This is a genomic window from Streptomyces sp. CB00455 (genome assembly GCF_001905445.1).
Taxonomy (GTDB): Bacteria; Actinomycetota; Actinomycetes; order Streptomycetales; family Streptomycetaceae; genus Streptomyces.
The window spans coordinates 394,429-412,885 of sequence record NZ_LIVQ01000004.1 but is presented as its reverse complement, the minus strand read 5'-3'; the positions used below and the strand labels follow the sequence as shown (position 1 = coordinate 412,885).

The window sequence follows — 18,457 nt, the reverse complement described above, 5'->3', positions numbered from 1 at the left end:
GAGGAGGCCGGCGCGGACCTACGGTGGTGCGTATGACCGATACGACCGCCGGGGGGACAGCCCGGGCACCTGAATTCCGCATCGCCTCCGGTCTCCTTGAGAGTTTCCGCGAGGATCTGATCACCGATGCCTTCGCCTACCGGCCGCTGCCGCCGGCCGGCACGGACGGCCGTCCGGCGCGGTGGATGCCGAAGTCGCTGCGGCCGAAGGCGGCCTTCCTCCCGCATGCCGCCGTGGGCGGGCTCGCGCTGCTGACCCTGCTCGTCTCCTCCGCCGACAACGCCGACGTGTCGCCCGGGCTGGGCCTGCTGATGGGGCTGATGGCCGCTGCGCCGGTCCTGATGACCCTGGTGCGTCCGGTGGGGGCGTTCTGGATGGTGCTGGGCGTGGCGCTGCCGCTGGCGGTGGTGCAGAACACCGGCATGAACTGGCCGTGGGCGCCCGGTACGTTCGTGGCGCACATGGCGGTGGTGACGGTCGTGGCGATGCGCAGTCGCCCCCGGGTGGCCTGGTGGCTGTGGCTGATCACCGTGCTGGCCGGGACCGTGCTGCCGGTCCTGATCGGTCGATCCGTCGAGCTCGGCCCGATGGCGTTCCTGTCCGGAGTCGTCCTGCTGTTGGTCACGGTCCGCAATACCCGCAGGCAGGCGCAGCAGGAGGTGACGGCCCAGCAGGAGGTCACGGCTGTGGAGCGGGACAAGCGGACGCTGCTGGAGGAACGGACGACGATCGCCCGGGAGCTGCACGACGTGGTGGCCCACCACATGTCGGTGGTCGCGATCCAGGCCGAGGCGGCGCCGTACCGGGTGAAGAACCCGCCGCCGGAGCTGGAGGCCGCCTTCGTCACCATCCGGGAGAACGCGGTCTCGGCGCTGACGGAACTGCGCCGGGTGCTGGGAGTGGTGCGTTCCGCGGACTATGAGGCGCCGGACGCCCCGCAGCCCACGCTGGCGTCGCTGGACGGGCTGCTGTCGAATGTGCGGGAGGCCGGGCTGAGCGTGGAGAAGACGGTCACCGGCGCGGTCCGGGAGCTGCCGCAGGGGGTGGAGCTGTCGGCCTACCGGATCATCCAGGAAGCGCTGAGCAACACGCTGCGGCACGCGCCGGGCTCGACGGCCTCGGTGGAGGTGTCCTACGTACTGGGCGGCCTGGGGATACGCGTGGTCAACGGGGCGCCGACCGGGGACGCGCGGCCCTCGCCGGGGGCCGGGCACGGGATCACCGGGATGCGCGAGCGGGTGGCGATGCTGGAGGGGGAGATGACGGCGGGCGAGACGGGGTCGGGCGGGTACGAGGTGGCGGTGTTCATACCGGTGCGCGGCCGCACGGAGCCGGTGGCGGAGCCGGGGACGGGAGCGGGTGCGGCATGACGATCAAGGTGTTGATCGTCGACGACCAGATGATGGTGCGCGAGGGCTTCTCGGTCCTGCTGAACGCCATGGACGGCATCGAGGTGGTGGGCGAGGCGGTCGACGGCCGGGAGGCCATCGCGCAGGTGGCGGCGTTGCGGCCGGATGTGGTGCTGATGGACATCCGGATGCCGCAGATGAACGGCCTGGAGGCGACGCGGGAGATCGTGGCCGCCGACACGGACGCGAAGGTGCTGGTCCTGACGACCTTCGACCTCGACGAGTACGTGTACCAGGCGCTGCGGGCCGGAGCCTCCGGCTTCCTGCTGAAGGATGCCTCGGCCCGTCAGCTCGCGGACGGCGTACGGGTGGTGGCCGCCGGTGAAGCGCTGCTCGCGCCGTCGGTGACGAAGCGGCTGATCGCGGAGTTCTCGAAGATCGCCGAATCGCCGAAGCTCGCCGACCCGGCGGGGGTGGGCGAGTTGACGGACCGCGAGAAGGAGGTGCTGGTGCTGATCGCACAGGGACTCTCCAACGGTGAGATAGCGAGCCGGCTGATCGTGGCGGAATCCACCATCAAGACCCATGTGAGCCGGATCCTGGTGAAGTTGGGCCTGCGGGACCGCACGCAGGCGGCCGTGTTCGCGTACGAGACCCGGCTGGTGACCCCCGCGTAGGGACCACCGCGCCCCCAAGACACCCCCTGAGGGCTGTCCCGTAATCCCCGGTGGATCAGCGCACGGCGTCAGATGCGGTGCATCGCAAGGCGGAGGGGCGCCCTCATACTGGGCGTATCGGGGCGTTCCGACAACGCGGCGAGGCGCCGTAGCCGGCGTCGTGCGCCCGCCGGGGATTGCGGGACAGCCCTTAGGGTGCGGGGATGGGCTTTGATCCGTGGGATGCCGCGTTCGTCGCCGATCCGTATCCGGCGTACCGGGAGTTGCGCGAGCAGGGGCGCGCACTGTGGTGCGAGGCCACCCGGCAGTGGCTGGTGCCGCATTACGCCGACGTGAGCGCGCTGCTGCGCGACCGGCGGCTGGGCCGGACCTACCTGCACCGGTTCACGCACGAGGACTTCGGCCGGGTACCGCCCCCGGCGGAGCACGAGGCCTTCCACGTGCTCAACGACAACGGCCTGCTGGACCTGGAGGATCCCGCGCACGCGCGGGTGCGGCGGCTGGTGGCGAAGGCCTTCACCCCGCGGACGGTGGAGCGGCTCGTACCGGCCGTGCGGCGGCTGGCCGGGGAGCTCACGGGGCACCTGCTCGCGGACGGCGGCGGGGACCTGCTCACTGCTGTCGCCGAACCCCTGCCGGTGGCGGTGATCGCGGAGCTGCTGGGTGTGCCGCAGGCGGACCGGGGGCTGCTGCGACCCTGGTCGCAGGCCATCTGCGGGATGTTCGAGCTCCGGCCGCAGGAAGAGACGGCGCGGCGCGCGGTGCGGGCGAGCATCGAGTTCAGCGCCTACCTGAGGGAGCTGATCGCCGAGCGGCGCACCCGCCCGGGAGAGGATCTGATCTCCGGTCTGATCGCCGCCCACGACGAGGAGGGGCGGCTCAGCGAGCAGGAGATGATCTCCACCTGCGTACTGCTGCTGAACGCCGGCCACGAAGCCACCGTCAACACCACCGCCAACGGCTGGTGGACCCTCTTCCGGCATCCCGCGAAGCTCGCGGAACTGCGCGCGGATCCGCATCCCGAAAAGTTATCCACAGCTGTGGATGAACTTCTGCGCCATGACACGCCCCTGCAGATGTTCGAGCGGTGGGTCCTCGACGACCTCCGGATCGGGGACACCGACATCCCCCGCGGAGCCGAGGTCGCCCTGCTCTTCGGGTCCGCGAACCGGGACCCCGCGCGGTTCGCCGACCCCGACACGCTCGACCTCGCCCGCGCCGACAACCCCCACCTGAGCTTCGGGGCCGGAATCCACTACTGCCTCGGAGCCCCGCTGGCCCGGCGCGAACTGGAGGCATCCTTCGGGGCGCTGCTGGCGGACGGCGTCCCGCCCATGCGGCTCGTCAGGGAGCCGCAGTGGCGGGACGGTTACGTCATCCGGGGCCTGCGGGAACTGCTCGTCGAGTTCTAGGCCGCGATGTCCCGTCGGCGCAGGCCGGCCAGGCCGGCCGCCGCGAACACCGCGGCCGACCCGGTCGGCGCACCCGCCCCCGCCCCGCCCTCACCTCGGCAGCGTGAGCGTCCACGCTCCCGGCCGCAGGGTCCACGTACGGCGGCGCACCGGTCCGGCCATCGCCGCGTCCGCCCGGTAGCGGAAGTCCGCCCCCGAGACCGTGACCGTCTTCGCCCGGGCCCTCACCACGGCCTCCGCGCCCCCGCCACCTGTCCGGACCACGACCTCGGCCAGGCCCCCGTCGTCCCCGGTGCGTACCGAAACGTCCTCCACCGGCCGGTCCACGTCCGCCAGGACCACCCCGTCCGCCTCCACCCGCAACCGCAGGCGGCCCGCTGCGCCGGATCCCACCGCCGGGCGCACCAACGTCCGCACCAGCGAGCGGTACGCACTCCACACGGACGGACCGGCGCCCGGCGGCGGGCTCCCGGTCCGCAGTGGCGGGATGCGCAGCGCGCCGAGGACCACCCCGTCGCTGTCGTCGACCAGCAGGTCGCACAACCGCGCCGCTCCTTCGAGCACCGCACGCGCCGCCGAGACGGCGGACAGTGGCACGCCGAGGGACCGCGCGAGCCCGAGGGACCCCGCGTGCCCCACCGGCACCAGCGCCAGGGCGCCGTCGCCCAGCCCCCGCTCCCGGTGCAGCAGCCCCACCGCCCGGACCAGGGCGCGGTCGTCCCCCACGATCACCGGCCGCCGATGGCCCCGGCGGGCAAGGGCCCGCGCGAATTCCTCCTGCGAATCGGGGAGGCAGATTTTCGCCGCCGCTCCCGCTGACAACACATCCTTCGCGATCCGCACGGACTCGCCGTCAAGACGGCGGGCGACCGGGTCGACGAGCACGAGCAGGCCGCCTACCGGCGCGCCCGCGTGGCTCATGGTGGGCTCTGGAGCCGACACCTCGGTCCTTCCTCGGGTAGCATCTTTGTGCAAGAGGCCCTTGCGCTATTGCGCCAGGGCCTTCGTCTATTCCGGGGCACCGGTCCGACGGCTCAGCCTGCGGTGTACATCGTCGTACGCCCCCTGACCTTGGACATGCCCCATCCGGAAGAGGTGTACGCCTGTGCCCGCTCTTGTGCTGCTCGGAGCTCAGTGGGGTGACGAGGGCAAGGGAAAGGCCACCGACCTGCTCGGTGGATCCGTCGACTATGTAGTGCGCTACCAGGGTGGCAACAACGCCGGCCACACCGTCGTCGTAGGCGACCAGAAGTATGCACTGCACCTTCTCCCCTCCGGCATCCTCTCCCCCGGATGCACCCCGGTCATCGGTAACGGCGTCGTCGTCGACCCGGCCGTCCTGCTCTCCGAGCTGCGCGGTCTCAACGAGCGCGGCATCGACACCTCCAAGCTGCTCCTCAGCGGCAACGCGCACCTGATCACGCCGTACAACGTCACCCTCGACAAGGTCGGCGAGCGGTTCCTCGGCAAGCGCAAGATCGGCACGACCGGCCGCGGCATCGGCCCGACGTACGCCGACAAGATCAACCGCATCGGCATCCGGGTCCAGGACCTCTACGACGAGTCCATCCTCACCCAGAAGGTCGAAGCGGCCCTCGAAGGCAAGAACCAGCTCCTCGCGAAGCTGTACAACCGCCGCGCGATCGACGCCGCGCAGATCGTCGAGGAGATGCTCCAGTACGCGGAGCAGATCAAGCCGTATGTCGCCGACACCACCCTGATCCTCAACAACGCGCTGGACGAGGACAAGGTCGTGCTCTTCGAGGGCGGCCAGGGCACGCTGCTCGACGTCGACCACGGCACGTACCCCTTCGTCACCTCTTCGAACCCGACCGCGGGCGGCGCCTGCACCGGTACGGGTGTCGGCCCGACGAAGATCAGCCGCGTCATCGGCATCCTGAAGGCCTACACGACCCGTGTCGGCGCCGGCCCGTTCCCGACCGAGCTGTTCGACAAGGACGGCGAGGACCTGCGCCGCATCGGCGGCGAGCGCGGTGTGACCACCGGCCGAGACCGCCGCTGCGGCTGGTTCGACGCGCCGATCGCGCGCTACGCCACCCGCGTCAACGGTCTGACCGACTTCTTCCTCACCAAGCTGGACGTGCTGACCGGCTGGGAGCAGATCCCGGTCTGCGTCGCGTACGAGATCGACGGCAAGCGCGTCGAGGAGCTCCCCTACTCGCAGACGGACTTCCACCACGCGAAGCCCATCTACGAATACCTCCCCGGCTGGTCCGAGGACATCACCAAGGCGAAGACCTTCGAGGACCTCCCGGCGAACGCCCAGGCGTACGTCAAGGCCCTGGAGGAGATGTCGGGCGCCCCGATCTCCGCGATCGGCGTCGGCCCCGGCCGCACCGAGACGATCGAGATCAACTCGTTCCTCTAGGAACCGCCCGTCCGCAGCCGGACACCCGAAGGGGCGGTGCGCCCACGGGGGTGTCCAGCGGTCGTCGCGACACGTGGTTGGTTTGGTCAAGCCGCGAGTAGTTCATGCAGGCGCTCGGCTGGGGTTTCCCAGCCGAGCGTTTTGCGTGGGGCCCGATGAATTCTGCGGCGACCCGCGGCCCCGGCCGGAGGACGGCCGCCGCAGGACGCCGGGCACAGGACGCCGGCCGGCGCCCGCAAGCGGCTTCGCGGTCGACCGGTGCGTGCACGTCCTGCTCCTGCACCGGGCCGCCGGGCCCTACCAGGCCAGTTGCGCGATCTCCTCCGCGACCACCGCGCAGGCGTCCACCGCCGGGTCGATCAGCGGGAAGTGCCCGACCCCGTCCAGCAGGGTCAGCCCGACCGTCTCGCCCGCCTCCGCGGCCGCGGCCACGTAGGACTCGGACACCCGCGGCGGGACCACGATGTCCTCGCGCCCCTGGACCACCGCGGTGGCGATGCCCGTCGGCAGCAGGGCCGCCGGGTCGGCGAAGGGCAGCCGGGGGGCGAAGTGTTCCGCGCCTCCCAGCAACTGCCCGCTCGCGCCGCCGCACACGCCGAGCTGCTGTGCCACCGTGAAGTCCGCGATCGGGGCCAGCGCCACCACGCCGCGCAGCACCGGGGGCGAAGGCAGCCTCCACGGGGCCCCTCCGGGCAGGACGTGCCGGGCCGCGCCCCACAGCGCGAGATGACCGCCGGCCGAGTGGCCGGTGAGGACGACCCTGCGGAGGTCGGCCTGCGGCAGCGCCGACGCGGCGAGCCCCGGCAGGGCGTCCAGCGCCGCTGCGACGTCGTCGAAGGTCTCCGGCCAGCGCCCGGCGACCGGTCCCTCGGCGCCCTGGCGCGGGAGGGGACTTCCGCGCCGGTATTCGACGTTGGCGACCGCGAAACCCCGACGGGCCAGGAAGTCGGCGAAGGGACTGATGTGCTGCCGGTCGTACGGGGCGCGCCACGCGCCGCCGTGCAGCACCACCACCAGCGGGGCCGGGGTCGCGCGGGCGTCGTCGCGCGGGGCGTAGAAGTCGACGACCTGGTCCGGGTGGTCGCCGTAGGCGGCCGACGCGTCCGGGGGGACCGCCGGATGGGAGAAGGCCGAGGCGGCCTCGGCGGCGTCCCGTTCCACGGCGGCGGGGTCCGTCATCGGCTCGACCTCTCGGTAACGCATGTGACAGCGGGGACAGATGATCCGGTGTTCCGGCAGAGCGGGACCGTATCAGTCTGGAACGGCCGATTCCGTGCGGGGCCCGGGATATGCCGCGGCGGGCGGAGCCGTGGCCCCGCCCGCCCGGTGATGTGACGTTTCGCTGGGGGGTCACCCGAAAATGTGACCCAGGGTGCGCGCGGCACGCTCCGCGTCGGCGAAACCGACGTACAGCGGAGTGAAACCGAAGCGCAGGACGTCGGGAGCGCGGTAGTCGCCGACGACGCCCCGGGCGATGAGTTCCCGCATGACCTCACGGGCGTTCTCGGTACGCAGCGAGACCTGGCTGCCGCGCCGTTCGTGCTCGGCCGGGGTGACCGGTTCGACCGTGCCCTGCGGGACGTACTGCGCCACGCACGCGAGGAAGAAGTCGGTCAGGGCGAGCGACTTGGCCCGCACCGCCTCGACGGTGACCCCGTCCCAGGCGTCCAGCGCCGACTCCAGGGCCAGCATGGACAGGATGTCCGGGGTTCCGACGCGGCCGCGCAGCGCGCCCTCGGCCGGGGCGTAGTGCGGGGTCATGCCGAAGGGGTCCGCGTGGCTGTTCCAGCCGGGGAGCGGGGAGTCGAAGGCGGCCTGGTGGCGCTCGGCGATGTAGAGGTACGCCGGGGCGCCGGGGCCGCCGTTGAGGTACTTGTACGTGCAGCCGACTGCGAGGTCGACGGCGTGCGCGTCGAGGCCGACGGGGAGGGCTCCGGCCGAGTGGCACAGGTCCCAGACCGCGATCGCGCCGGCGGCGTGGACCGCCCGGGTGAGGCCGGGGAGGTCGTGCAGGCGGCCCGTGCGGTAGTCGACGTGGTTGAGGAGGACGACGGCGGTGTCCGGGCCGAGGGCCGCGGGCACGTCCGCCGGGTCGGTGGGGAGCACGGTCAGGCCGGTCATCCGGGCGGCCGAGGCGGCGATGTAGCCGTCCGTGGGGAAGGTGGCGGCGTCGACCAGCATCGTCGTCCGCCCGGGGCCGGCCGCCTCCGCCAGGCGGGCGGCGCCGACCAGGGCCTTGAAGAGGTTGACGCTGGTGGAGTCGCCGACGACGACCTGGCCGGGGGCCGCGCCGACAAGGGGGGCGAGCTTGTCGCCGATCCGCTCGGGCGCGGTCCACCAGTCGCTCTCGTCCCAGGAGCGTATGAGGAGTTCGCCCCACTGGCGGGTGACGACGTCGCTGGTGGCCGCCGCGACCGTGGCCGGGAGGGCGCCGAGGGAGTTGCCGTCCAGGTAGACGACTCCGTCGGGGAGGGTGAAGCGGTCGCGGAGCCCGGCCAGCTCGTCGGCGGCGTCCAGGGCCGCGGCGCGGGCCGCCAGGTCTCCGGTGGGGGAACCGGAGCCGCCGGGGCCGCCAGCGGTGCCGGGGGCGCCGTGGTCGGGTTCGAGCGGTGCGCCCGCCCGCGGGCGCGCGGCGGCCGGCTCGGATGTGCGCGTCGGCTCAGACATGGCTGCGGGCCGTCCACAGTTCCGGGAAGACGTTCTTCTGGGCGCGCTTCTCCAGCCAGGTCACCCCGGCCGAGCCGCCGGTGCCCGTCTTGGCGCCCATCGCGCGGCGGGTGGCCACCAGGTGGTCGTTGCGCCAGCGCCAGACCAGCTCGGCGACGTCCGTGAGGACCTCGCCCAGGCGGTGGAGGTCCAGGTGCTCGTCCGGGGAGGCGTAGAGCCCCGTCCAGACGGCCTCGACCTCGGCCGAAGGCTCGTAGCGCCGGGACAGGTCGCGGTCCAGGACCTCGGCCGGGACGGGGAAGCCGCGGCGGGCCAGGAGGCGCAGGACCTCGTCGTACAGGCTGGGCTCGTGCAGGGCCTTCTCCAGCTCCGCGTGCACGCGCGGGGCGCCGCGGTGCGGGACCAGCATGGACGCCGACTTGTCGCCGAGCAGGAACTCCATCCGGCGGTACATCGCCGACTGGAAACCGGAACCCTCACCGAGGGCGGAACGGTAGGCGTTGAACTGCCCCGGGGTGAGCTGAGCCAGGGGGCGCCAGGAGGCGTTCAGCGCTTCCAGTTCGCGGAGGGATCGTTTCAGCGCATCCATCGCGACCGGGATGCGGTCCTCGCGCAGGGCCTTCGCGGCGGTTTCCCACTCGTGGACGATGACCGTGAACCACAGCTCCATGACCTGGGTCGTGACCAGGAAGACCATCTCGCCGGGGTCGTCCGAGCGCAGGTGCTGGAGGTGGGTGAGGACGTCCGCCTGGACGTAGTCCTCGTAGGGGGTCGTGCCGGCGAAGTCGAGGTTCGGGGTGTCCGAACCGGCTCCGGAGGCATCAAGGGTGTTCGACATCGCTGTCTCCTCGACACGTGCTTCCGGGTAGCGGTCCGCTCCTTCCGTGAGGTGAGTGGAGCCCCGGTCCCCTGCCCGCATCATAGGGCGCGGTCGGGGCGGGGCTCCAGCGGAGTGTGGCGTACGTCACGCTCCTTGGTGGAGGACCTCAGGCGGTGAGGGTGTCCGCCGCCGTCGGGGAGGAGTCGCGCAGGAAGGTCGAGCAGCGCTCGTACTCCTCCTTCTCGCCGATCTCCCCGGCGGCGCGGGCGAGGGCGTTCAGGGCGCGCAGGAAACCGCGGTTCGGCTCGTGCTCCCACGGGACCGGGCCGTGGCCCTTCCAGCCGGCGCGGCGCAGCGCGTCCAGGCCGCGGTGGTAGCCCGTACGGGCGTACGCGTACGACTCGACCGTGCGGCCGGCGGCGAACGCCTCGTCGGCGAGGGTCGCCCAGGCGAGGGAGGACGTGGGGTGCGCGGCCGCGACCTCGACGGCGGGGGTGCCGGCGGCCAGGGCCTCGCGGCCGGGCTCGTCGGGGAGGTGGGTGGGGGCGGGGCCCCCGAGGAGGTTCTGGTGAATGGACATGCCCCCAGTCTGGCCGACGCCGGGGGGCTTCCGGGTCCGGGCGGCCACCGGGAAGGCCGAAGGGCCCGGCCGCCGTCGCGTGGGACGGGGGCCGGGCCCTTCGGTGCGGCGTACCGCGGGACTGGCGGGACTACTTGAGCTTGGTGCCCGTGGAGCGCAGGTTCGCGCACGCCTCGGTGACCCGCGCGGCCATGCCCGCCTCGGCGGACTTGCCCCACGTACGGGGGTCGTACTTGGACTTCGTGCCGACCTCGCCGTCGACCTTCAGCACCGCGTCGTAGTTGCGGAACATGTGGTCCACGACGGGGCGGGTGAAGGCGTACTGCGTGTCGGTGTCGAGGTTCATCTTCACGACGCCGTTCTCCAGCGCGGTGGCGATCTCCTCGGCGGTGGAGCCGGAGCCGCCGTGGAAGACGAAGTCGAACGGCGACGGCTTGCCGTACTTCTCGCCGACGCCGGCCTGGAGGTCCTTCAGCAGCTCGGGACGCAGGACGACGTTGCCCGGCTTGTAGACGCCGTGGACGTTGCCGAAGGAGGCGGCCAGCAGGTAGCGGCCCTTCTCCCCCAGGCCCAGGGCCTCGGCGGTGCGCAGCGCGTCGTCGACGGTGGTGTACAGCTCGTCGTTGATCTCGTGGCTGACGCCGTCCTCCTCGCCGCCGGTCGGGGTGATCTCGACCTCAAGGATGATCTTCGCCGCGGCGGCCTTGGCGAGCAGCTCCTGGCCGATGGCCAGGTTGTCGGCCAGGGTCTCGGCGGAACCGTCCCACATGTGCGACTGGAAGAGCGGGTTCAGACCGCGGGCCACGCGCTCGGCGGAGACCTCCAGGAGCGGACGTACGTAACCGTCCAGCTTGTCCTTGGGGCAGTGGTCCGTGTGCAGGGCGACCGTGATGTCGTACTTGGCGGCGACGACGTGCGCGAACTCGGCCAGCGCGACCGCGCCGGTGACCATGTCCTTGTTGTACTGGCCACCCAGGAACTCCGCACCACCGGTGGAGATCTGGATGATGCCGTCGCTCTCGGCCTCCGCGAAGCCGCGCAGCGCAGCGTGCAGGGTCTGGGAGGAGGTCACGTTGATGGCCGGGTAGGCGAACTTGCCTGCCTTCGCCCGGTCGAGCATCTCGTTGTAGACCTCGGGGGTTGCGATGGGCATCTGTCCGCTCCTTGGATGTGCGGGGAGTGTGCTTATTGCGGGCCCTGACCTGGGGGCGACGTCATCGTCGCGCCTATCTTTCCAGACTCCGCGCGACACTCCACCCCCGCCGGGCGCCGACGCGGGCCGAACCGGCCGGGACGTTTCACGTGAAACATCCCGGCCGTCTGAGAAGGTCCAGGTCAGAGCCTGCCGGGCCCTCCCGAGGACCTTCGTCCACCCGTCGGGCCCGAGTCTCCCGGCCACAGCGTTAGGACAGGCCCAGGTCCTCAAGGCGGTAGCCGGTGAGGTACGCCAGGCCCGCCTCGGCGATGGCCCCGGCCGCGCCGCGGTCGACGATCGTGGCGACGGCCACGACCTCGCCGCCGGCCTCGCGGACCGCCTCGACGGCCGTCAGCGGGGAGCCGCCGGTGGTCGAGGTGTCCTCGACGACCAGGCAGCGCTTGCCCCGCACGTCGGTGCCCTCGATGCGGCGCTGCATCCCGTGCGCCTTCTGCGCCTTGCGGACGACGAAGGCGTCCAGGCGCTGACCGCGCGCGGCGGAGGCGTGCAGCATCGAGGTGGCGACCGGGTCGGCGCCCAGGGTCAGGCCGCCGACGCAGTCGAATTCGAGGTCGGCGGTCAGGTCGAGCATGACCTGACCGACGAGCGGGGCCGCCTCGCCGTCGAGCGTGATCCGGCGGAGGTCGATGTAGTAGTCGGCCTCCAGGCCGGAGGAGAGGGTCACCTTGCCGTGCACGACGGCCTTGTCCTTGATCTGCTGCAGAAGCGCATCGCGTACGTCAGTCATGGCCCTGAGCTTAATTGCGCTCTAGGAGAGCCGCCGCCAGGTCCACGTGGTGGAGATTTCCAGCGGGTCGACGGGTGTGACCAGGCGCGGAAGGGTGTTCAGCCCGTTGGGCGGCCCGGACTGCGGCTCGACGCAGACGGCCTCGGCCTCCTCGTCGTAGACCACGACCCACTCGGCCCGGCTGGTGATCCTGACTTCCAGCGCGCCGGGCCAGGTGAGCGTCACGTCGACGCCCTGCGGCATGCCGAAGCAGTCGTCCCACGGCCCGGGCTTGGGGTCGATGCGGTTGCCGGTGGGGAGGTGGTCCTCGCCGCGTTCCTCCTGCCACGCCGCGTCGAAGCCGATGCCGACCTCCTGGCCTCCGAGTCCGAGGTCGCGCCGGAACCAGGGGTGCCAGCCGGCCTGGGCCGGGAAGGAGTCCCCGTACGTCTCGACGCCCATGGTGAGCGTCATGGCGTCGGGGGAAAGCTCGACGATCTGGGTGACCCGGCCGGGGTAGGGCCAGGGGTCGGCCAGGTCGTAGGTGAAGACCGCCTCGGCGTCGGTAACCCGGGCGGGGCGCCAGGCCGCGTCGCGCCCGAAGCCGTGGATGGCGTGCGGCGGCTGGTTGACCGGGAGCTGGTGGACGGTCGCGCCGTCCTGGAAGCGGCCGTTCTCGGTCCGGCCGCACCACGGAACCATCGGGAAGGACCCGTATGTCGGGCCCTGGCGCAGCAGTTCCGTCCCGTCGATGCGCAGACTGCTGATCCGGCAGCCGTTCTCCTGGTCGACGGTCACCTCGGCGCCCCCGGCGCTCAGTTGCGTACTCATGCGGTCGACCCTAACGGGATGCCACCCCGGTCACGGCGGACCGGCCGCACCGGTCGGCGAGGTGCCGGCGCGACGGCCTCCCGGCCGGTCAGCGGCGGCGGCGCAGCGCCCGGCCGAGAACGACCGCGGAAGCCAGGGCGAGGGCCGCGGCCGGGGCGATCCAGCGCAGGCTGTCCCCGGCCGCGGCGGAGGTGGGGGCCGGGACCGGGGCGTAGCGCCCGCGCGGCGGCGCGTGGTCCACCTCCTCCGCGCTGCGGCCGATCATGGTGCGGCGGGCATGGGCGGCCTCGGCGGGCGGTCGGGGCAGTTCGCCCACGTCCTCGAACCCGTCGGCCAGGAAGGGGTCCAGGGTGGGCGGCGGCACCTCGGTCTCGAACACCGATGCGCTGACCTCGGTGACGTCGTCGCCGTCCGTGGCCCCCGCCGTCCCGCCTTCGGCCTCCTCGATGGCCTCGGCCTCGGCGACGGGGTCCCGCACGTCGTCCTCGGCGTCGTCGGCGTCCTCGGCGTCCTCGGCGGCATCGGCCCCGGCGGCCGGGTCCACCGGCCCGGGCTCGACATCCGTACCGTCCCCCGTACCCGTACCCGTACCCGTACCCGTAGCCGTAGCCGTAGCCGTAGCGACACCCGTACCCGCCGCGCCCGGCGCGGCGGCCACCGCGAGCTGTTCGGCCGTCCGCTCCAGCAGCCGCCGCACGGCGGTCGCGGTGGCCTCGGCGGTGAAGGCGGCGGCCCGCCCGTCGGCGGTGCCCCCGGCGGTGACGTCCAGCCGGGTCCCGTCCTCCTGCGCGGTGAGCCGCACCGCGACGGCGAGCTTGACGCTCCCGCTGCCCCGGACCTCCGTGCCCTCGCCCTCGACGGCGAAGAGGTCGGGCCCCTGCTCGGTGACGGCCAGGGCGCCCCGGTAGGTCACGGTGTGGCCGCCGACCCGGACCTTCAGCCGGCCGGAGAGCGGCCCGGACTCCGTGTCGGCGTCCTGCTGGAGTCCCGGCAGACACCCGGCGACCCGGACGGGGTCGCGCAGCACGGCGCGGAGGCGCTCTGGCGGAACCGGAACGAACACCTGATGCTCCATGCGGTCGAGCCTACCGAGCAGACCCGCACCCGGTCACGAATACCGCGGGTGCGGCAGCGTCGAAGGCGGCAGCCCCGCCATCCGGGTCCGCTCCGTGTCGCGCGCCGAATCCAGCAGCGACCCGGTCGACAGCGAGCGCAGCGCCGGCGTGTCGTGGTCCACGCGCAGCGGGGGCGCCTGCTCCCGGGAGGCCAGCACGAAGCCCCAGTCCTGCGCCGGCGCACCGCCGGCACCGAGCGGGGTGCGGTCGGGGCCCGCGGCGGAGCCCGAGAGGCGGCCGCCCGCGCTGTAGGGCGTGGTGCGCAGCCCGGCGGCGCGCAGGGTGGAGTCGACGGTCCAGTAGGTGCGCGGGCGGGTGCTCGGCGGTCCGGCGTGCACGGCGATCCGGCCGCCGGGCCGCAGGGCCCGTGCGGCGAGCCCGTAGAACTCCTGGGAGTACAGCTTCGTGCTGGGGGTGATGCCCGGGTCGGGGAGGTCGGAGACGATGACGTCGTACCGGTCCCGGGCGCCCGGCCGGCGCAGCCAGCGGAAGGCGTCCTGGCTGACGACCCCGAGGCGCGGGTCGTCGAACACCCCGGCGTTGAGCGCGGACAGCATCGGATCGGTCCGGGCGAGCCGGATCACGCCGGGGTCGAGCTCCACGACGGTGACGGAGGTGACGTCGGGGTAGCGCAGCACCTCGCGGGCGGCGAGCCCGTCGCCGCCGCCGAGCACCAGGACGCGGGAGTGCGGGCCGGTCATGGCGGGGTGGACGAGGGCCTCGTGGTAGCGGTACTCGTCGTAGCCGCTGACCCGCAGCCGGCCGTCGAGATAGAGGTCCAGGGAGCGCGGTGAGCCGGTCGGGGGCCCGGTGAGCACCAGCTCCTGCACCCCGGTCCGGACGGCGACCCGCACCTCGGCGCCGTAGACGGCGCGGCGGGCGACCCGCTCGAAGTCGTCGGCGAGGACGGTCGCGCAGGCGAGCACGGCCAGGACGGTCACGTTCGCGACGATCAGCAGTACCCGGGAGCGGCGGCTGAGGTCGCGGCGGAACAGCCAGAGCACCAGCCCGCCCCCGACGAGGGCGTTGACGGTGCCGGTGAGCATGGCTCCGGTGAGCTGCCCGAGCAGCGGGAGCAGCAGGAAGGGGAAGGCGAGGCCGCCGACCAGGGCGCCCACGTAGTCGGCGGCGAACAGGTCGGCGACGGCCCCGCCCGCGTCCTGTCTGCGGATGCGCTGGATGAGGACCATCAGCAGCGGGATCTCCGCGCCGATGAGGACGCCGATGGCGAAGGAGAAGGCGACGAGCGCCGGCCGCGACTCGCCGAGCCAGGCGAAGCTGGCGTACAGCGCCACGGCCGAAAGCCCGCCGAGCAGGGCCAGTGCGGCCTCGATGGCGGCGAAGCCGACGGCGGGCCGGGTGCGCAGCCGTTTGGCCAGCAGGGAGCCGACGCCCATGGCGAAGACCATCACGGACAGCACGACCGACGCCTGGGTGACGGAGTCCCCGATGAGGTAGGAGCCGAGGGCGAGCAGCTCCAGTTCGTACACGAGCCCGCAGGCAGCGCAGATGAACACGGTGGCCAGGACGAGGAGCCGGCCGGTCCGGGGCCGTACGGGCAGGGCGGCCGGGACGGTCGCCGCACCGCGCGGCTCCGGAGCCGGGAGTACCCGCCGCGGAACGGATCGGTCGATCATGCAGCGAACCGTACGTCACCGCCCACCCGCACCCGGTCACCCACATGGGTGCAAGTCACCTGCCGGTAGGGCCAGTTGGCGTAACCGAAACGTCTTCCCGGTGCGTGCGGACGCTACCGCGCGCGCGGCGGCCGTCCGGAACGCGCGGGCGCCGCCCGCTGCAGCGCGGCGCGCTCCTCAGAGCATCGCGGGGGCCTCCGCTGCCGGCGCGGCCGCGGCGCCGGTCCGCAGCCCGATCCGTGTCCTGGTCGCCACGAGCTGGCCTTCCTGGGGGTAGGCGTGCCAGGTCCGCCAGCGGACCTGGCCCTCGTGGCGCTGGGCGAGCAGGGCGGTGAAGGCGTGCGGACTGCCCGGGAAGGTGCCCGCCAGCCCGTTCGGGTGGTCGGCGACCAGTGCGAGCAGTTCCTGCGCGCGCCCCGCGAAGGAGCCGCGGGAGAGTGTCTCGACGCGGGCGGCGAACTCGTACTCCCAGTCACCCATCCGCTTGGCCACCCCCAGCGGCAGCGGCGTACTGCTGCCGGGCATGCAGGCGACCGTCTCCGAGCAGAACACCTCCCCCTCCTCCAGGAGTACCTGGTGCGAGGCCCCGAGCAGGCGCAATTCGACTGCGGCGCCCGACAGTTCGAGGTTCAGTACGGCAAGGGCGGGAAGCCGCTCCCGACCCAGGGCCCAGGCGAGATCGGCGGCACACGTGTCGGTGTAAGTGGTCTGGAGGGTCGTGAGCATGAGTCGGCTCCGCAAACACGCGAGGGAGAGGGGCCGGGGCCCGCCAGCGGTAGTCAACGGGTGGGGGGACGACGGCACGGGTCCACAGGAAGTCCAGGGAGGTCCGAGGACTGGCTACTCGACCGAGGGAATCATGAAAGGCACGGCACTCACAGCGCCTTTACCCAACTTGAAGGGGTTTACATCCCCCCGGGGGCTACACAGTTCACGTGTTCAACAAGCTGCGTTGCGCGCGTCGTGGTGCACGGACGCGCAGAAGGCGCCCGGCGGAAATCCAGACCGCCGGGCGCCCCCCGTCCATGCGGTGCCAGCTGCCCCGTGTCAGCTGGAACCGCACCCCCCGCCACCGCACGAGGACGATGATCCGCCGCAGGACGAGGAGGATCCACAGGAGGAGGACCCGCACGAGGATCCGCTCGAACAGGAACTCGACGAGGAGTTCCCGCTCCCGCCGGCCCACCAGCTGTTGCCGCTGCCGCCGGACGCGTAGCCGCTCCTGAATGAACGGATCGCCACGGTCACGACGAATCCGACGATCACGAGCCCGAAAACGATGAAGACGAACACCATGCCCGCCCCCTCTCTCACACCCCGGTCGTCCCGGGGGGCGGGATCCCCGCGTCCCGCGTGCAGGGGAGATGCCCTTGGCCCACACGACCCAAAGCACACTTGAGCAAGTCCAGAGCTTCCCCGCAGGATGGCGCCCATGAGCGCACCCGTGAGCAGCGACCGCCCCTTCCTCAACCGCCGCCTGGCGGCCTTCGGCACCACGATCTTCGCGGAGATGTCGGCACTGGCCGACCGCACCGGCTCGATCAACCTGGGCCAGGGCTTCCCCGACACCGACGGCCCCGCCGAGATCGCCGAAGCCGCCTCCCGCGCCGTCCTCACGGGCCTCGGCAACCAGTACCCGCCCGGCCCCGGCATCCCCGAACTGCGCGCCGCGATCGCCGCGCACCAGCAGCGGTTCTACGGCCTGTCCTACGACCCCGACACCGAGGTCCTGGTCACGGCGGGCGCCACCGAGGCCATCGCCGCCGCCCTCCTCGCCCTCCTCGAACCGGGAGACGAGGTCATCGCCCTCGAACCGTTCTACGACTCCTACGCGGCCTGCATCGCGATGGCCGGCGCCGTACGCGTCCCCGTCACCCTGCGCCCGCAGACCCCGGGGCACCTCCCGGGGGCGGCCGGCGGAGCCTTCGTCCTCGACCTGGACGAATTGCGCGCGGCCGTCACGCCGCGCACCCGCCTGCTCCTGATCAACACTCCGCACAACCCGACGGGCACCGTCCTGACCCCGGCCGAGCTGGCGGCCGTCGCCGAACTCGCCGTCGAGCGGGACCTGCTCGTCGTGACCGACGAGGTGTACGAGCACCTGGTCTTCGAGGGCGCCCACACCCCGCTGGCGGGGCTGCCCGGCATGCGCGAGCGCACGGTCACCATCTCCTCCGCCGGCAAGACCTACTCCTTCACCGGCTGGAAGGTCGGCTGGATCACCGCGTCCCCCGAACTGGTCACGGCGGTCCGCTCGGTCAAGCAGTTCCTGACCTACGTCTCCTCCGGCCCGTTCCAGTACGCGATCGCCCAGGCCCTCGCCCTCCCCGACGCGTACTACGACACCTTGCGCGCCGACCTGGCCGCCAAACGCGACATCCTCGCCGACGGCCTCGCCGCGGCCGGGTTCGAGGTCTTCCGCCCCCAGGGCACCTACTTCATCACCACGGACATCACCCCCCTCGGCGAGAAGGACGGCCTCGCCTTCTGCCGCGCCCTCCCCGAGCGCTGCGGCGTGGTCGCCGTCCCGAACCAGGTCTTCTACGACGACAAGGCCGCCGGAGCCGCCCAGGTGCGCTGGGCGTTCTGCAAGAGGACGGCGGTTTTGGAGGAGGCGGTAGACCGCCTCGGTCGGCTGGCTCGCTGAGCAGCGAGTCAGAGGGACGTGCGGGCACAGGGCCCGGCCTTTCAGCCGGAGCCCGTGCCGCACGGGAACTACGAGTTACTCGGTGTCCTTGGGGTGCCTCGTGGACGCGTAGACCAGGACTACGGTCGATGTCTCAGGGCTGACCAGGTAGCGCACGCGGCCGCCGCTCGGACTTCGAACTCCCACTGCTCGAGCGCGGATCCCTGGTGTGTGCTGCCTTCCGACGCACGCCTTGCCCTTCTGCAAGAAGGCCGAAGTCCTCCAGGAGGCAGCGGCCCGGCTGCGCCGGCTCCAGTGCTGCGACCGGAGCCGGAACGTCGCGGTGGGAACGCCGGCAGAGCGGTTCACGCCGATGGTTGCGGGGCGGGCGAGGCCGGTGTGAAGCTGGCGGCATCGAAGGTGCCCGAAGCT

General features: G+C 72.5%; 17 protein-coding genes. 6 read left to right on the top strand and 11 right to left on the bottom strand.

Annotation, left to right across the window (positions count from 1 at the left end; all coding sequences use genetic code 11):
* The first annotated feature begins 32 nt into the window (after positions 1-32).
* The 3 genes from AMK16_RS19240 to AMK16_RS19230 all read left to right on the top strand — a co-directional run bounded on the left by AMK16_RS19240 (position 33) and on the right by AMK16_RS19230 (position 3,438).
* Positions 33-1,370 carry a sensor histidine kinase gene (locus AMK16_RS19240; protein ID WP_073917278.1) on the top strand — a complete coding sequence of 446 codons (1,338 nt, stop codon included), beginning with the start codon at positions 33-35 and terminating at the stop codon, positions 1,368-1,370.
* On the top strand, positions 1,367-2,026 hold the full coding sequence (locus AMK16_RS19235) for a response regulator (RefSeq protein ID WP_073917274.1): 660 nt from the start codon (positions 1,367-1,369) through the stop codon (positions 2,024-2,026). The genes AMK16_RS19240 and AMK16_RS19235 overlap by 4 nt, the downstream gene beginning before the upstream one ends.
* Before the next feature lie 203 nt (positions 2,027-2,229).
* Positions 2,230-3,438, top strand: coding sequence for a cytochrome P450 (locus AMK16_RS19230; RefSeq protein ID WP_073917271.1), 1,209 nt, complete (start codon positions 2,230-2,232; stop codon positions 3,436-3,438).
* Between the two features lie 90 nt (positions 3,439-3,528).
* Here AMK16_RS19230 and AMK16_RS19225 read toward each other — a convergent pair whose 3' ends face one another.
* Positions 3,529-4,359 (bottom strand): diacylglycerol kinase, encoded by an 831-nt coding sequence (locus AMK16_RS19225; RefSeq protein WP_073917268.1) that lies wholly within the window; start codon positions 4,357-4,359, stop codon positions 3,529-3,531.
* Positions 4,360-4,543: 184 nt separating this feature from the next.
* On the opposite strand from AMK16_RS19225, the gene AMK16_RS19220 reads away from it, so the two are divergent.
* Positions 4,544-5,827, top strand: coding sequence for an adenylosuccinate synthase (locus AMK16_RS19220; protein WP_073917265.1), 1,284 nt, complete (start codon positions 4,544-4,546; stop codon positions 5,825-5,827).
* Positions 5,828-6,124: 297 nt separating this feature from the next.
* Here AMK16_RS19220 and AMK16_RS19215 read toward each other — a convergent pair whose 3' ends face one another.
* The 10 genes from AMK16_RS19215 to AMK16_RS19170 all read right to left on the bottom strand — a co-directional run bounded on the left by AMK16_RS19215 (position 6,125) and on the right by AMK16_RS19170 (position 16,125).
* Complete coding sequence (locus AMK16_RS19215; RefSeq protein WP_073917776.1) at positions 6,125-7,006, bottom strand: alpha/beta hydrolase family protein; 882 nt, start codon at positions 7,004-7,006, stop codon at positions 6,125-6,127.
* A gap of 171 nt (positions 7,007-7,177) precedes the next feature.
* Positions 7,178-8,494 carry a kynureninase gene (gene kynU, locus AMK16_RS19210; protein ID WP_079191585.1) on the bottom strand — a complete coding sequence of 439 codons (1,317 nt, stop codon included), beginning with the start codon at positions 8,492-8,494 and terminating at the stop codon, positions 7,178-7,180.
* A complete protein-coding gene (locus tag AMK16_RS19205) occupies positions 8,487-9,332 on the bottom strand; it encodes a tryptophan 2,3-dioxygenase (protein WP_073917262.1) in 846 nt (281 codons plus the stop codon). Before AMK16_RS19205 ends, kynU begins: the two co-directional genes overlap by 8 nt.
* 148 nt (positions 9,333-9,480) lie before the next feature.
* Positions 9,481-9,894 carry a DUF3151 domain-containing protein gene (locus AMK16_RS19200; RefSeq protein ID WP_073917259.1) on the bottom strand — a complete coding sequence of 138 codons (414 nt, stop codon included), beginning with the start codon at positions 9,892-9,894 and terminating at the stop codon, positions 9,481-9,483.
* 130 nt (positions 9,895-10,024) lie between these two features.
* The gene (fbaA, locus tag AMK16_RS19195; protein ID WP_073917257.1) at positions 10,025-11,047 is read right to left on the bottom strand and encodes a class II fructose-bisphosphate aldolase; all 1,023 of its coding nucleotides are present in this window, start codon (positions 11,045-11,047) and stop codon (positions 10,025-10,027) included.
* Between the two features lie 250 nt (positions 11,048-11,297).
* On the bottom strand, positions 11,298-11,837 hold the full coding sequence (pyrE, locus tag AMK16_RS19190) for an orotate phosphoribosyltransferase (RefSeq protein WP_073917254.1): 540 nt from the start codon (positions 11,835-11,837) through the stop codon (positions 11,298-11,300).
* A 21-nt stretch (positions 11,838-11,858) separates the two neighbouring features.
* The gene (locus AMK16_RS19185) at positions 11,859-12,647 is read right to left on the bottom strand and encodes an aldose epimerase family protein (protein WP_073917251.1); all 789 of its coding nucleotides are present in this window, start codon (positions 12,645-12,647) and stop codon (positions 11,859-11,861) included.
* A gap of 88 nt (positions 12,648-12,735) precedes the next feature.
* Positions 12,736-13,722 (bottom strand): SRPBCC domain-containing protein, encoded by a 987-nt coding sequence (locus AMK16_RS19180; protein ID WP_073917248.1) that lies wholly within the window; start codon positions 13,720-13,722, stop codon positions 12,736-12,738.
* Positions 13,723-13,755: 33 nt separating this feature from the next.
* Complete coding sequence (locus AMK16_RS19175; protein WP_079191584.1) at positions 13,756-15,399, bottom strand: polyamine aminopropyltransferase; 1,644 nt, start codon at positions 15,397-15,399, stop codon at positions 13,756-13,758.
* A gap of 177 nt (positions 15,400-15,576) precedes the next feature.
* Positions 15,577-16,125, bottom strand: a complete 549-nt coding sequence (locus AMK16_RS19170; protein ID WP_073917245.1) for a DUF2617 family protein — start codon at positions 16,123-16,125, stop codon at positions 15,577-15,579.
* A gap of 304 nt (positions 16,126-16,429) precedes the next feature.
* Here AMK16_RS19170 and AMK16_RS36665 point away from each other — a divergent pair, with 304 nt between their 5' ends.
* Positions 16,430-16,615 carry a hypothetical protein gene (locus AMK16_RS36665; protein ID WP_199885475.1) on the top strand — a complete coding sequence of 62 codons (186 nt, stop codon included), beginning with the start codon at positions 16,430-16,432 and terminating at the stop codon, positions 16,613-16,615.
* 207 nt (positions 16,616-16,822) lie between these two features.
* Positions 16,823-18,046 carry a pyridoxal phosphate-dependent aminotransferase gene (locus AMK16_RS19160; protein ID WP_443333580.1) on the top strand — a complete coding sequence of 408 codons (1,224 nt, stop codon included), beginning with the start codon at positions 16,823-16,825 and terminating at the stop codon, positions 18,044-18,046.
* Positions 18,047-18,457 lie beyond the last annotated feature (411 nt).